Here is a 13940-nt window from a genome sequence, read left to right on the forward strand (position 1 = left end):
CCGTTACTCGAACGAGCGGCTGGTCGAGCCGATCTGCGAGGCGGGCGTCAGGATCGCGCTCAGCGTTTTCTGCCACTGCACGAAGGGCGCTTCGGTGACGTAGACGGTATCGCCGTCGCGGATGACGAAGTCGCGGGCCAGGAACATCCCGTCCGGCCGGGTCAGGTCCAGCACATAGGCGACGCGCTGGTCGCCGTAGATGTCGTTGCGGCCCAGCACGGCGCGGGCGACCGACTGCGGCTCCTCGCGCAGGACGAAGACGCCCTTGGGGTCGGCCAGCGTGGTCGACAGGCCGCCGACCATGGCCACGGCCTCGATGGCGTTGACCTCGTCATTGCCCAGCGGAACCTTGGTCTGCCCGCCCAGCGCGCCCAGGGCGGTGAAGTTGCGCTCGTCCTCTTCGACCAGGATGATGTCGCCGGGGCGCAGCGCGATGTCGTTGCGCGCGCTGGAGTAAAGGTCGCGCAGCCAGACGCGGCCCGAGGTGTTGCCGCGCTTGACCGTGACCACCGCGACCTCGGGTTCGATGCTGACGCCGCCGGCGCGCGACAGCATGGCCGACAGCGTGCGGGTCGGCCGTTCGATCGGGAAGACGCCCTGGCCGTTGACCTTGCCCATGACCGAGACGGTCGCGCCGTCGCCGGCCACGCGCGTCACCATGACCTGCGGGTCCGGGGTCTGGGTTTCCAGCTTCTGCGTGATGATGCGGCGCAGTTCGTCGGGGGTGTTGCCCGCGGCGCGGACGCGGCCGGCATAGGGCACGAAGATATAGCCCTGGCTGTCCACCTGCAGCTGCTGAAGCTGGGTCGAACTGGTCCCCATCGAGGCCAGCAGCCCGTCATCGACGTTTTCCCAGATCGACAGGCCCAGGACGTCGCCCGGCCGCACTTCGTCCGCGCCGACCTGGCCGGCGTTCTTGAAGTCGGATCCGAAGCCATAGGCGGGCGAGAAGTTCGCCGCCCGGTTCACCCGGTCGTCCACCGTGACGACATGGGTGCTGCCCCCGTTGGCGACCGAACCCTTGAAGATTTCACCCCGTGTCGGGCCCGAGCGGGGCAGACCGCAGGCGGTCAGCAGCATGACGGCACCCATCACGGCGATCCGGCTTGCGCGGATCGCCAGCGAACGGCGTGCCGCGGTCGTCATAACCGCGCCGCGGCGCGAGAAACTGGTTGCGGTCAAACTTCTTACTCCTGTCACTTTCGTCCGAATCCGGCTTGTTGGCGCCGCGTTTTCGGGCACACTATCCCAGCTTTCCTAAGTTTTCCATAACTGCGCCAGTTGTCATTCCGTATAGGTGTCCAACTGTTGCCGATATTTCCCACGTCCGGCCAGAAGGGCCTGATAGGGGTCCTCGGGCGCCAGCATCATGTCGACGACGATGCGCAGCGCATGGGCGCGCGAACGCTCGGAATAGAATCCCCCCGGCACCTGACTGCTTTCCAGCAGAAAATCGCGATACCGGCGATAGGTATAGGGGTTCGGCGGCTCGGGCTCGGCCAGGAAATCGGCCAGGCTTTGATGCGAGACCAGGCCCGGCTTGTCGAACACCGCCCGCCCCATGGCCTTGACCGGCAGCCCGCGCCACAGCGCCTGCTGGGCCGAGGTCGAGTTCACCGTGACCACCGCGCGCGCCTGGTTCAGCAGCCGCGCCAGCTTGCCGCCGCGCACGAAATGCACCCGGTCCGCGATTCCCAGGTCCTGGGCCTTGCGCTGCACGGCCTGGCGGATGCCGCCGCGCCCGTCCTCCAGCGGATGGGCCTTGAAGACGACATGATGGTGGCGGGGCGCCGAGCGGGCGAATTCGGCGATCACCTCGTCGGTGAACTCGGACATGGTGCCATAGGGCGAATGGGCGACGAAGTTGGAATCGTGTTCCAGCTGCATCGGCACCAGCACATAGGGAAAGCCGCCGCGGCGCACGGCCTCGGCCTCGCGGTGCTGGGCGATCATGTCGACGGGGGTCAGCAGCAGGCGGCGCAGGTTCAGCCGGAATTCGCGAAAGACGCCGATCTGGCGATGGGTGCGGTATCCCTTGTAGCGCCAGTTGGCGATCAGGACGAAGAAATGATAAAGCGCACCATAGAACTTGTGCTGGCGCATGTCGCCCCAGCGCGCGGGAGGGCGCGTCAACTCTCCCATGCGGCCGCGCAGGGCGTTGCGCATCTCGCGCAGCGCGATCCCCATCAGCGCCGAATTGCCGTTCGAGCCGCCGCGTTCGTAGGTGATCCAGAACGGCCGCAGATAGCCTTCCTCGAACACATGCAGCACCAGGCCATGCCGCAGGCTGGCGGCGCGGGCGGCGGCGTGGATCGGGCGCACGTCGCCGTAAAGCACGAGGTCGGTGATGCCCTTTTCGGCGATCAGCCGTTCAAGATGGGCGGGCCATTCCTCGGGCGTGCCGGTGTGGCGAATGAAATGGGCGGCGTCCTTCCAGAAGAATTCGTCCCCGGCGTTGAAGCCGGCGCGCCAGACGGTGGCGCCCGCCGCGCGCAACAGCCGCGCCAGGCGGTCAAAGAACGGGCCGTGCGGCCCCTGCAGCATCAGAAAGACCCGCTGCTCGGCCGGTCGCGCCGCAAGATCGAAGGGCGGCATCATGGTCGGGGTCAGCACATTCACAACGTCTTTTTCCACGGAGATGGCCGCCAAAGCCGGAATGAAAAAACCTGAGGGGACCGATCACGGAACAGCCGGTTAATGCCGGAACGACCGACTGATGCACGAATCGCGCCGGGGTGTCACGCCCTTTCCCGGCAAATTATCAAGGATTGCTTGAAGAGCGGACGCCGAGGCTCTAGGTCTGCGCGCAGGATTGGCGAAAGCGGAGCGGCCATGTTCACCGGGATCATCACCGATATCGGCAATGTCAGTCAGGTCGAGATGCGGGGCGACATGCGCGCGCGCATCGCCTGCCACTACGACATGGCGGGGGTGGACCTGGGCGCCTCGATCGCCTGCGACGGGGTCTGCCTGACGGTGGTGGAAAAGGGCGCGGACTGGTTCGAGGTCGACATCTCGGCCGAGACCCTGTCCAAAACCAACATCGGCGCGAACGGCTGGGCGCCCGGCAAGCGGCTGAACCTGGAACGCGCGCTGCGCGTCGGCGACGAACTGGGCGGGCACATCGTGTCGGGCCATGTGGACGGCACCGCGGTGATCGAGGAGATGCACGACGAAGGCGGCAGCACGCGCGTCACCTTCCGCGCGCCCGAAGGGCTGGCGCGGTTCATCGCCGAAAAGGGCTCGGTCGCGCTGAATGGCACCTCGCTGACCGTGAACGAGGTCGAGGGCGCGCGGTTTGGCGTGAACCTCATCCCCCACACCCAGACCGTGACGACCTGGGGCGAGGCGCGGGTGGGCGATGCCGTCAACCTGGAGATCGACACGCTGGCGCGCTATGTCGCGCGGCTGGCCGGCGGATTGTGACAAGGATGCCGGCCCCTTGACGCATGGGCGCGCGCATCGGGGCTTGCGCGCGGGGCCCGTGCGGTGCAGACCCGACAACAGGCCCTGCCGGGCCGGACAGGACGATGCGGGTGGTCGGGCGGACGCCGCCCCGCCCGCGCTAAGGACGCATGGAGCGGCGGATGCACTATGAAAAACCCGGACCCGTCGAGCGCGACTGGGCGGACGTGATCTCGAAGACCGAGGAGATCATCAACGAGGCTCGCAACGGCCGCATGTTCATCCTGGTCGACCACGAGGACCGCGAGAACGAGGGCGATCTGGTCATCCCGGCCCAGATGGCCACGCCCGAGGCGATCAACTTCATGGCCACTCATGGCCGTGGGCTGATCTGCCTGGCGCTGCCGGGCGCCCGGATCGACGCCCTGGGCCTGCCGCTGATGAGCCCCAAGAACTCCAGCCGGCACGAAACCGCCTTTACCATGTCGATCGAGGCGCGCGAGGGCGTCACCACCGGCATCTCGGCCCATGACCGGGCCCATACCATCGCCGTGGCCATCGACCCGACCAAGGGCGCGGCCGACATCGCGACGCCGGGCCATGTGTTCCCGCTGCGCGCCCGGGACGGGGGCGTGCTGGTTCGCGCCGGCCATACCGAGGCGGCGGTGGACGTGGCGCGCCTGGCCGGCCTGAACCCCGCCGGCGTCATCTGCGAGATCATGAACGAGGACGGGACCATGGCCCGCCTGCCGGACCTGGTCGGCTTCGCGCAGCGCCATGGGCTGAAGATCGGGACGATCAGCGATCTGATCGCCTATCGCCGCCGCCACGACAACCTGATCGCCGAGCGCGCGCAGCGCGCGGTCCATTCGATCCATGGCGGCGACTGGATGATGCGGGTCTTTGCCGACGAGACCTCGGGCGCGGAACATATCGTGCTGACCAAGGGCGACCTGACCGCCCCGGGTCCGGTCCTGGTGCGGATGCACGCGCTGGACCCGCTGCACGACGTGTTGGGCATCGGCCGCGAGGATGCGGGCGAACTGTCCCAGGCCATGCGCCTGATCGAGGAGGAGGGGCGCGGCGTCGTCGTGCTGTTCCGCGACCTGGAAAAGCGCCTGCCGGTGCAGGGCGAGGTGTCGCCCCATGTGCTGCGCCAGTACGGGCTTGGCGCGCAGATCCTGTCCGCCCTGGGCCTGTCCGAGCTTGCGCTGCTGACCAACTCCGCCCCGGTCAAGATCGTCGGGCTTGACGCCTACGGGCTTTCGATCCATTCCACCCGTCCGATTCCCAAAGGGTAAGACATGGCCGCCAGCATCGAACATCAACAACTGCCGCTGCCCCGCATCGAGGGCGCGCGGCTTCTGGTCGTCGTCGCGCCCTATTACCGCTCGATCGCCGAGGCGATGGTCGAGGGCGCGCGCGCCGTCGCCGCCGAGGCGGGCGCCAGCGCCGATCTGGTCGAGGTGCCGGGCGCGCTCGAGGTCCCGACCGCCATTGCGCTGGCCGCCGCGCGCGGGCTTTATGACGGTTACGTGGCGATCGGCTGTGTGATCCGGGGCGAAACGACGCACTACGACACGGTGTGCAACGACAGCTCGCGCGGGCTCACCCTGCTGGGGCTGCAGGGCCATTGCATCGGCAACGGCATCCTGACGGTCGAGAACTACGAACAGGCCGCCGTCCGCGCCGACCCCGAGGGGCAGAACAAGGGCGGGGGCGCCGCCGCCGCCGCGCTGCACCTGATCGCGCTGAAGCGGCGCTGGGAAAGCCGCACCGCGGGCGAGGGGGCCGTCAGCTCCGACATCATCCGCCTGGCGGGCGAACTTGACGGGCCGCGCGGCGCATGAGCGGGTCGAGGGAAAACCGGACCCCCGAGCAGCGGGCCGAACGCCAGGCCCGCACCTCGGCCGCGCGCGTCTATGCCGTGCAGGCGCTGTTCCAGATGGAGGCCGCCGGCCAGTCCGCCGACACCGTCCTGCGCGAATTCCGCCAGTGGCGCATCGGCCGCGAGGACGAGGATTCCGACATGGTTTCGGTTGAGGCCGACGAGTCGCTGTTCGGCCGCATCCTGGATGACGCGGTGAACTGGCAGTCGCGCATCGACCAGGCGACCGACCGGGCGCTGGTCGCGAAATGGCCGATCGACCGCATCGACCCGGTGCTGCGGGCACTGTTTCGCGCCGGCGGGGCCGAACTGGTCGCCAGCAAGACGCCGCCTCGCGTCGTCATCACCGAATATGTCCGCATTGCCGAGGCGTTCTTTCCCGAAGGCCGCGAACCCAAGTTCGTCAACGCGGTGCTGGACCACATGGCACGCGAAGCCCGGCCGGACGCCTTCTGACGTCCGGCCCCTGGGCCGATCCTGGCCCTGCGGCCCTTCGCCGCGATTTTTCTTTCCCCAAAAGCGCCGCATTGCGTTATTGTGCCGAAGTGTTCCAACCGCGCCGGTGCTGCCGCCATGCCTCGTCTTGTCCGCCTGTATATCGTCAGCATCGCCTGGGGCGCCCTTCTGGGGGCGGTCTTCACCGGCCTGTTGATCGCGCTGGATGTCGCGGGTCTGCGGCATCTGGTCTGGGCGACCCGGGGCGGCTTCATCGCCGTGGCCATGCTGCTGGCATTCCACATCCTGCTGTTTTCGGGCGTCCAGTTCGGCATTGCGGTGATGCGTATGGCCCAAGGCCGGGATTCGGGGCCGCGTGGGCTGCGCAGGGCCGTGGGCGCGCCGCTGCCGATCATGATCCCGGCGCAGAAAAACACCTGATCGCCGGGCAACGTTCCTGGCCGATTTCCGGTTCCGTCCCTTCACAAGGATTTACGATCCAACTGTGGACACCGTGCAACAATGCAGCCTTGGGGCGAGCAAGAATAGCCTGCCTAAAATTTGCGCAAAGCTTGTTCGGGACAAAACTGTTACGATTCCTTAACGTTCCGTGATGTTGGACATTGCCCATTAGAGTATGAAACTTCGTTAAAAACACCCTAAAAATTGAAAACGACATTTGGTTTCATCACAAATCGCCATGGTCGAAAATCCGCCGATGCAAAAAAGCAACAGTGCTTTCACGATTTTGCGACTGTGCGTGCGTTCCGGCTCACCCTTTATGCGGGGCAAGGCTGGGGATAATTCTACCCCAGCAGAGATGCTCACGGTTGCACCGAACAGCGGCCGTGGACACGAAAACGGTTCAGTAAAAGGACTGCTACAGATGAAAACCCTTGCTTACCTTGCCGGAGCGACCGCTCTGGCCGCGGCATTCTCCTCGCCCGCGTTCGCCCAGTCCGAATCCATGGCCGGCGCCAATGCCACCGGCATCACCGATGTCGCCGAGGCGCAGCGCGATCTGGAACGTGACGTGCGCGACGACTTCGCCCGCTCGGACGACGCCTATCGCTTTGGCACCCCGGACAGCCGTCAGGGCACCTTCGGTTCGGTCGCCCTGTCCTATGCCGGTGCGACCGGTAACAGCGAAAACCAGGACTTCAGCCTGTCGGGCCGCCTGTCCCACAACCAGGGCCAGTTCTCGCAGTCGGTCGGCATCCTGCTTGAATACGGCGACAACAACGCCGGCGAGAAGGACACCGAAAAGACCTACGTGATCTATGAAGGCATGTATAACATCAACGATCGCTTCTATGCCTTCGCTCTGGGCCGTCTGGCCACCGACGCGCTGGCCGACGATCCGATCAGCCTGTCGAGCGGGGAAACCTTCAGCTCGCTGGATGGCCGTCTGAAGCGCGACGCCTACTTCGGCGTTGGCCCGGGCTACCGGATCATCTCGAACGACACCACCGCATGGCGCATGCAGGCGGCCGTGGGTGTCCGCTACACCAAGGCCGTTGTCGCGACCCCCGATGATACCACAGTTGATCCGCTGGATGGCACCATCGCCTATGACTCCGATACCGATGTCGGCTATCTGATCTCGTCGCGGTTCTACCACCGGATCAACGACAACTTCTTCGTGACCAACGACACCGACTATCTGACCTCGGATGCCAACGACACGATCACGAACGAGCTTGGCCTGAACTTCAAGATGTCGGAAGCCTTCGCGACCCGCGTGTCCTACAAGACCGAATACGTCTCGGACCGCGACATCCGCACCGACAACACGCTGGGCGTGTCGCTGGTTTACGGCTTCTAAGGCCGAACCCTCTCTCTCTCGCAAAACATTCGGGGCGGCCTTCGGGCCGTCCCTTTTCGTTGGCGGGCTTGGGAAAGTGGCGGGAACCGCAGCGACCGTGGCAGCGCTAGTTTCCCCGAAAGCCTGGATGTCCAGGTGGGAGCCAGATAACGAGGCCAGGGCCCCGACAGAGCCGGCCCCCTCGGTGAAATTATAGGCCAGTGGAAAAAGAGGCCACACACGAGAAGAGCAGAAACCCGCCACCGCGCAAGATAGGGTCCGACAGGGCCGGGTGCAAGATCCGAAGGGCGTGGGGTTGATTGATGTTCGCCTTTGGTTCATGGTTGCCGGCATGAGCGCCTTGCCCCAGCAACCCCCATCGGCCGAGACGGTAACCGAGGATATCCTGCCCGCCCGGCCGGGCCAGCGGCTGACGCGCGGCGTCACGCGGATGCTGACGACGATGGGCCATGCCGCGCTGTCGGAATTCGTGCCGACCGGGGGGCTGCGGGTCGATGTCATCTCGATCTCGCCCAAGGGCGAGATCTGGGTGGTCGAATGCAAAAGCTGCCGCGCCGATTTCATCTCGGACCGCAAGTGGCAGGGCTATCTGGAATTCTGCGACCGCTTTTTCTGGGCGGTGGACTGCGATTTTCCCGACGAACTGCTGCCCGAGGGATCGGGCCTGATCCGGGCCGACAGCTGGGGGGCGGAACTGCTGCGCATGGCGCCCGAGACGCGGCTGGCCGGCGCTCGGCGCAGCAGGCTGCTGCGCGACATCGCGCGGGTTTCGACCCAGCGGCTGCTGGCCGTCACCGACCCGATGGGGGTCAGCGGCGCTTCTTAGGCTTGCCGCCCGGCGAGGGGCTGCCGATGCTGCGCGCGGCCTCGGCTGCGGCCATCAATTCCTCGGCGATCTCTTCGGCCTCATCGGGGTCGAAGTCCAGCGGCAGGTCCACGCCCTCGCCTTCGACATAGATGCGCACCATGCCCTTGTCGGTGGGTCCGATCTGCAGGTTCGCGGCAATGTCGCTTTCGCTGTTGATGCCCATGGTCGGCCCTTTCCTGTGATCCGAAGGCCTGATTAACGCGGGCGTCGTTTTCCGGCAAGACAGCGCGGTTTTCGGGGCTGTGCTGTTGACGAGGCGCTAGCTTTCGCCATTCCTCTTGAGGACGTTGACGTGGTCTGCCAGTCGGTCGACTAGCGCGACAGGGGTCTTTTCGGTGTCGGCCGGCCCAAAGGCAATGATAGTCTCGCGCCGCTCGATCCACTCGCACCGGTCCAGTCCCAGAACCTGCACTTTATCGAGCTTCGGGATTGCCGCAAAGTCGAAGCTTTCCGGGCTTCTAATGGCCGAGCTGCAGACCTTCCTGTGCAATGGCGTGACGTAGGGACGCTGAGCCAGAGCCGAGATCGGCGGCGTCAGCAGGACGTGCTGATCCTGAAGGATTGCCAAACCTGTTTCATGTGCGAACTCTTTGCCCGAGCCCGCACGGCATGACGGATCAACGCAGAAGGAGAGGCAGATGCCCCACGACCACGACCATGACGACGCCCCGCGCTGGAAATACGACGGCGTGCGGGTCATCAAGGGCGACCGGCTGGACGCCAACACCGCGCAGACGCCGGGCATGTTCCGGCAGGCCGCGATCAACCACGCCCGGGTCGGCGCGCAGCGGATCTGGGCCGGCACCGTCGCGATCCAGCCCGACGCGAAGACCGGCGTGCACCACCACGGCCCGCTGGAAAGCGTGATCTATGTCGTGCGCGGCAAGGCGCGGCTGCGCTGGGGCGAGCGGCTGGAGTTTGTCGCCGAGGCCGGGCCCGGCGATTTCATCTATGTCCCGCCCTATGTCCCGCATCAGGAGATCAATGCCGATCCCGAGCAGGTGCTGGAATGCGTGCTGGTCCGCTCGGACAACGAGGCGGTGGTGGTCAACATCACCGATGTCGATCCGGTCGAGCCGCCGGAATCCGTCTATTGGATTGACCCGATCCACGCCGCCCCGAAAGCCTGAAGGAGCAACCATGTCCACCCGCATTTCCGCCGCCGACCTGCCCGCCGATCTGGCCGGTTGCTGATCGATGTCCGCGCCCCCAAGGGCCGGGCCGAGAACGGCGAGATCGTCGGTCACTGTCTCGGATCCGGCAGTCCAGACGCAGCGAAGCGGCCCTGCCGCAAGCATGGCAATCCTTGCCTGCCTCAGGACAGCAGCATCGGGGTTATTCCCGGCGGGTCGCTTGACGCCCGGGGCCTTGCCGCCGAAGGTCGACGCGGCCCCGTGATGCGTGCTGCCGATCCCCGATGCGCGATGCGGACAGGGGGCTGAAACGACAGCTCTTCGAAAGGCGGGAAGATGGCGACGGAATTGCTGGTTGTCCTGACGCTGCTGGCTGCGGCGATTGCGATGTTCGCCCTCAACCGGCCCCGGATGGACGTGGTCGCGATCCTGGCCCTGGTGGCGCTGCCGCTGACCGGCATCATCACCCTTGACGAGGCGCTGGCCGGCTTCAGCGACCCCAACATCATCCTGATCGCGGCGCTTTTCGTTCTGGGCGAGGCGCTTGTGCGAACGGGCGTCGCGCAACGGACCGGCGATCTGCTGGTGCGCCATGCCGGTGCGTCCGAGGTGCGGCTGATCGTGCTGCTGATGGTCGCCGTCGCAGGGATCGGCGCATTCATGAGCTCGACCGGCGTGGTCGCGATCTTCATCCCCATCGTGCTGCGGATCGCGACCACCATCGGGGCGGCCCCCGGACGGCTGATGATGCCGCTGAGCGCGGCGGCCCTGATCAGCGGGATGATGACGCTGGTTGCCACCGCCCCGAACCTGGTCCTCGACAGCCTGCTCCGGCGCGAGGGGTACCAGGGCTTCGGCTTTTTCGACTTCACGCCGTTCGGGCTGCCGGTCCTGCTGCTGGGGATCGGCTACATGCTGGTCGCCCGGCGCTGGCTTGCCGCCGAAAGTCCGGCCGCGGACAATCGCCGGCCCAGGCTTGCCGACTGGATTGCCAGCTATGGCCTGGCCGGGCGCGAGTTTCGCCTGCATCTGTCGGCCCGGTCTGTCCTGGTCGGCAAGCGGCTGGATCAGCTGGATCTTCGCGGAACGGCGGGGATCAACATCCTGGGGATCGAGCGCTCGACCCCCTATGGCCGGCGGCTGGTCCAGCCGCACGCCGACACCGTCCTGCAAGCCGAAGACGTCCTGTTCCTGGACGTATTCGGCGACCGCACGGATATCGAGGCCTTCTGCCAAAGCCATGGGCTGCACCGCCTGCCCATTTCGGGCCACTACTTCACCGACCAGGCGCAAGAGATCGGCATGGCCGAACTGATCGTGCCGCCCGGCTCGCCGCTTGTCGGCAGAAGCATCGCGCAGTCGCGGTTCCGCTCGGTCCACGGCCTTGCCGTCGTCGGTCTGCGCCGGGACAATCAGCCGGTCGGCGGTGTCGATGCGCAGACCGTGCTGCGCGGCGGCGACGTGCTTTTGTCGGTCGGTCCCTGGAGCCGGATCCGGCAGGTGCATCAGGCCCGCGATCTGGTCGTGCTCGCCCTGCCGGGAGAGGTGGACGAATTGCTCGAGGCGCCTTTCCGGGCCGTTCCCGCCGTCGCCATCCTGGCCTTGGTGGTCGCGATGATGATCACCGGCCTGGTGCCCAATGTGCTGGCGGCGCTGATCGGCTGCCTTCTGATGGGGCTTTTCGGCTGTGTCGACATGGCCTCGGCCTATCGGTCGATCCACTGGCAAAGCCTCGTCCTGATCGTCGGCATGCTGCCGTTCTCGCTGGCGCTTCAAAAGACGGGCGGGGTCGAACTGGCGGCCGAGACGCTCCGCACCCTGGTCGGCGATGCGACGCCCCGGGCCGCGCTGGCCGTGATCTTCGTGACCACGGCGGTCCTGGGCCTGTTCATCTCGAACACCGCGACGGCGGTCTTGATGGGACCGATCGCGCTGGCGCTGGCGTCCGATCTTGGGGTGTCGCCCTATCCCTTCGCGATGACCGTGGCGCTGGCGGCCTCGGCCGCCTTCCTGACGCCTGTGTCTTCGCCGGTCAACACCCTGGTCGTGGGGCCGGGGGGCTACAGGTTCTGGGACTTCACACGGATCGGCCTGCCGCTGGTCGCCATCGTCCTGATCGTCGCGGTCGGGCTGGTGCCGGTGATCTTCCCGTTCCATTCAGGATGAGCTGAAAATATTGTCCCCGTTGCAAAGCCAAGTCGAACAGATGGCGCAGCCTACCAGTGATCGTGCCCAACTCACCGCGCCGACGGTGCCCACGTCACCATGGTCAGGCGCCATGCCATTCATTCACGAGCATTTCCCGGAAGCGAACGGCAGAGGGTGAAAAGCGCGCGCCTCGCCGCTCGACGATGCCGATGGACCGGGTGACCACCGGGTCGACAAGCTTGACGGTTGCAATAAGCGGGTGTTCCCGCTGCGGGGTCGCCAGTTGGGGCAGGACGGAAATGCCCAAGCCCGCCTCGACCAGGCCAAGTGAGGTGGACAGGTGGTTCACCTCGTAGAACCAGTTCAGGTCAAGCTGCTGATCTGCCATCGCCAGGGCGCGATCCAGGACGGCCCTGTTGCCGGACTTTTTCGACACACCGATCAGGGGATGGCCCTGAAGCGCGGACCAGGGCAATGACGACGTTGCCGCCAGGGGATGATCGCGCCGGCAGGCCAGGACGAAGGGATCCTCGATCAGGGGGGTGAACTTCAGGTCGTCGCGCACGGCGCCGATGATGTTGATCCCGAACTCGACCTCTCCGTTTGCCACGGCGTCCAGCCCTTCGTTTGCCGACAGGTCCATGATCCTGAACCGGATGCCGGGGAAGCGCTTGTTGAAGGCCTCGATCACGCGCGGCAGGAAATAGAAGGCGGCCGTCGGCAGGGATGCCAGCGTCACCTGGGCGCGGTGCCGGCCGCCCAGGTCCGAAATCGACAGGATCGACTCCTCGAACTCGTCGACCAGGCGCCTGACCAGGGGCATCAGTTCCCGCCCGATCTGCGTGGGTGCGACCCGCCTGGTCGTGCGCTCGATCAACTGCGCGCCAACCGCTTCCTCGAAGGCCTTGATCCGGCGCGACAGGGCGGGTGTCGACAGGTTCAGGTGCTTCGCCGCCTCGTTGAAGGACGAAAACTCCAGCACCGCCAGAAAGGCGCGCAGATCCAGGAATTCGAAATTGTTCCTCATTCCGCAATAATATCGAAATTCTTTGCAATTCACAACACAGTCCGTTTGGCGCATTTGCTTGTCTTGGAGGCGGCGCGACTTGCCGCAGAGGAGAATCATCGTGGACGATCAGATTCGCATCCCTTGCGTCATGATGCGCGGCGGCACCTCGAAGGGGCCGTTCTTCCTGCGCAGCGACCTGCCCAGCGATCCCGCGCAGCGCGACGCCCTGCTGGTCGAAATCATGGGATCGGGCCATCCGCTGCAGATCGACGGCATCGGCGGGGGCAGCACGCTCAGCTCCAAGGTGGCGATCGTCGGGCCGGCGACGCGCGAGGGTGCGGATGTCGATTACCTGTTCGCGCAGGTGAACGTGCTGGAACGCATCGTGGACACCGGGCCGAACTGCGGCAACATGCTGTCCGCCGTGGGTGCCTTTGCCATCGAACAGGGTCTTGTGACCGCCCAGTCCGGCGAAACCCGCGTCAAGGTTCACAACGTCAATACCGGCAAGATCATCGAGGCGCGCATCCAGACCCCCGGGGGCGAGTTGCGCTATCAGGGCGATGCCGCAATCGACGGGGTGCCCGGAACGGCCGCGCCGGTCTATCTGGCCTTCCTGGAGGCCATCGGCGCCAAGACCGGCATGATGCTGCCGTCGGGCACGCCTCAGGAGGTGATCGACGGCATCCCCGTGTCGCTGATCGACGGGGCGACGCCGGTGATGATCGCGCGGGCGGAAAACTTTGGCCTGACGGGGTCGGAAAGCGCCATTGCCCTGGATGGCAACGCGCCCTTCATGGCGCAGCTCGAGGAGCTCAGGATCGAGGCCGGGCGCCGCATGGGCCTGGGCGACGTTCGCGCGTCGGTCCTGCCCAAGCCGGTGCTGATCGGCGCGCCCTGCAACGGCGGCAGCCTGGCCGTGCGCTACTTCACGCCCCATGCCTGCCATACCTCGCTTGCGACGACGGGCGCGGTATCGGTCGCGATCGCGGCGACCCTGCCTGACAGCATCGTGGGCGCCGCCTTGCCCGAACTGCGGTTCCCGGCGGATCTGACCTTTGAACACCCGACGGGACGCATGGACGTGCGCGTCGAACTGGACGAAGCTGCGGGGAACAAGCCCGTCGTCTTCGTGACCCGGACCTGCCGCCGTCTGTTCGAGGGCTCGGCCCTGGTCCGCCGCAGGAACTGACCTATCCCCCGCCGTGTCGAGGACGCGGGCGGGCCGC

14 protein-coding genes and 1 pseudogene are annotated in these 13940 nt (G+C 66.2%); 10 read left to right on the forward strand and 5 right to left on the reverse strand.

The features are described 5' to 3' along the window. Window positions 1-3: 3 nt before the first annotated feature. Window positions 4-1146 (reverse strand): polysaccharide biosynthesis/export family protein, encoded by a 1143-nt coding sequence (locus BU28_RS0105575; protein ID WP_036762121.1) that lies wholly within the window; start codon window positions 1144-1146, stop codon window positions 4-6. Between the two features lie 138 nt (window positions 1147-1284). Then, window positions 1285-2598 carry a capsule biosynthesis protein gene (locus BU28_RS0105580; protein WP_174714425.1) on the reverse strand — a complete coding sequence of 438 codons (1314 nt, stop codon included), beginning with the start codon at window positions 2596-2598 and terminating at the stop codon, window positions 1285-1287. A gap of 234 nt (window positions 2599-2832) precedes the next feature. On the opposite strand from BU28_RS0105580, the gene BU28_RS0105585 reads away from it, so the two are divergent. The 7 genes from BU28_RS0105585 (at window position 2833) to BU28_RS0105615 (ending at window position 8379) form a co-directional block, all read left to right on the forward strand. Continuing rightward, entirely contained in the window at window positions 2833-3426 is a 594-nt protein-coding gene (locus BU28_RS0105585; RefSeq protein ID WP_028718596.1) for a riboflavin synthase, read from the forward strand. A 161-nt stretch (window positions 3427-3587) separates the two neighbouring features. After that, window positions 3588-4706: a 3,4-dihydroxy-2-butanone-4-phosphate synthase gene (gene ribB, locus BU28_RS0105590; RefSeq protein WP_028718597.1), complete on the forward strand. Its 1119-nt coding sequence runs from the start codon at window positions 3588-3590 to the stop codon at window positions 4704-4706. Window positions 4707-4709: 3 nt separating this feature from the next. Beyond that, complete coding sequence (locus BU28_RS0105595) at window positions 4710-5255, forward strand: 6,7-dimethyl-8-ribityllumazine synthase (protein WP_028718598.1); 546 nt, start codon at window positions 4710-4712, stop codon at window positions 5253-5255. After that, window positions 5252-5749, forward strand: coding sequence for a transcription antitermination factor NusB (nusB, locus tag BU28_RS0105600; protein ID WP_028718599.1), 498 nt, complete (start codon window positions 5252-5254; stop codon window positions 5747-5749). Before BU28_RS0105595 ends, nusB begins: the two co-directional genes overlap by 4 nt. Window positions 5750-5866: 117 nt before the next feature. Next, on the forward strand, window positions 5867-6169 hold the full coding sequence (locus tag BU28_RS0105605) for a hypothetical protein (RefSeq protein ID WP_028718600.1): 303 nt from the start codon (window positions 5867-5869) through the stop codon (window positions 6167-6169). A gap of 445 nt (window positions 6170-6614) precedes the next feature. Next, on the forward strand, window positions 6615-7553 hold the full coding sequence (locus BU28_RS0105610) for a DUF481 domain-containing protein (RefSeq protein ID WP_028718601.1): 939 nt from the start codon (window positions 6615-6617) through the stop codon (window positions 7551-7553). Window positions 7554-7884: 331 nt separating this feature from the next. Then, window positions 7885-8379: an MmcB family DNA repair protein gene (locus BU28_RS0105615; RefSeq protein ID WP_028718602.1), complete on the forward strand. Its 495-nt coding sequence runs from the start codon at window positions 7885-7887 to the stop codon at window positions 8377-8379. On the opposite strand, the gene BU28_RS0105620 is transcribed toward BU28_RS0105615, so the two are convergent. Both BU28_RS0105620 and BU28_RS26225 read right to left on the reverse strand, forming a co-directional pair. Beyond that, window positions 8363-8584 carry a DUF6324 family protein gene (locus BU28_RS0105620; protein ID WP_028718603.1) on the reverse strand — a complete coding sequence of 74 codons (222 nt, stop codon included), beginning with the start codon at window positions 8582-8584 and terminating at the stop codon, window positions 8363-8365. The two genes, BU28_RS0105615 and BU28_RS0105620, sit on opposite strands and share 17 nt — an antisense overlap. A gap of 150 nt (window positions 8585-8734) precedes the next feature. Then, window positions 8735-8887: pseudogene (locus BU28_RS26225) on the reverse strand (ATP-binding protein); the annotation flags it as partial. Window positions 8888-9059: 172 nt separating this feature from the next. On the opposite strand from BU28_RS26225, the gene BU28_RS0105630 reads away from it, so the two are divergent. Together BU28_RS0105630 and BU28_RS0105635 are read left to right on the forward strand one after the other, a co-directional pair. After that, the gene (locus BU28_RS0105630; RefSeq protein ID WP_028718605.1) at window positions 9060-9551 is read left to right on the forward strand and encodes a cupin domain-containing protein; all 492 of its coding nucleotides are present in this window, start codon (window positions 9060-9062) and stop codon (window positions 9549-9551) included. Between the two features lie 339 nt (window positions 9552-9890). After that, entirely contained in the window at window positions 9891-11720 is a 1830-nt protein-coding gene (locus tag BU28_RS0105635) for an SLC13 family permease (RefSeq protein WP_028718606.1), read from the forward strand. Window positions 11721-11823: 103 nt separating this feature from the next. Here the strand turns inward: BU28_RS0105635 and BU28_RS0105640 are convergent, their stop codons facing one another. Beyond that, window positions 11824-12729: a LysR family transcriptional regulator gene (locus BU28_RS0105640; protein WP_028718607.1), complete on the reverse strand. Its 906-nt coding sequence runs from the start codon at window positions 12727-12729 to the stop codon at window positions 11824-11826. A gap of 100 nt (window positions 12730-12829) precedes the next feature. Between BU28_RS0105640 and BU28_RS0105645 the strand changes: the two genes are divergently transcribed. Beyond that, window positions 12830-13903, forward strand: a complete 1074-nt coding sequence (locus tag BU28_RS0105645) for a 4-oxalomesaconate tautomerase (RefSeq protein ID WP_028718608.1) — start codon at window positions 12830-12832, stop codon at window positions 13901-13903. The last annotated feature ends 37 nt before the right edge of the window (window positions 13904-13940 follow it).

The organism is Paracoccus yeei ATCC BAA-599, assembly GCF_000622145.1.
In the GTDB taxonomy this organism is placed as follows: Bacteria; Pseudomonadota; Alphaproteobacteria; order Rhodobacterales; family Rhodobacteraceae; genus Paracoccus; species Paracoccus yeei.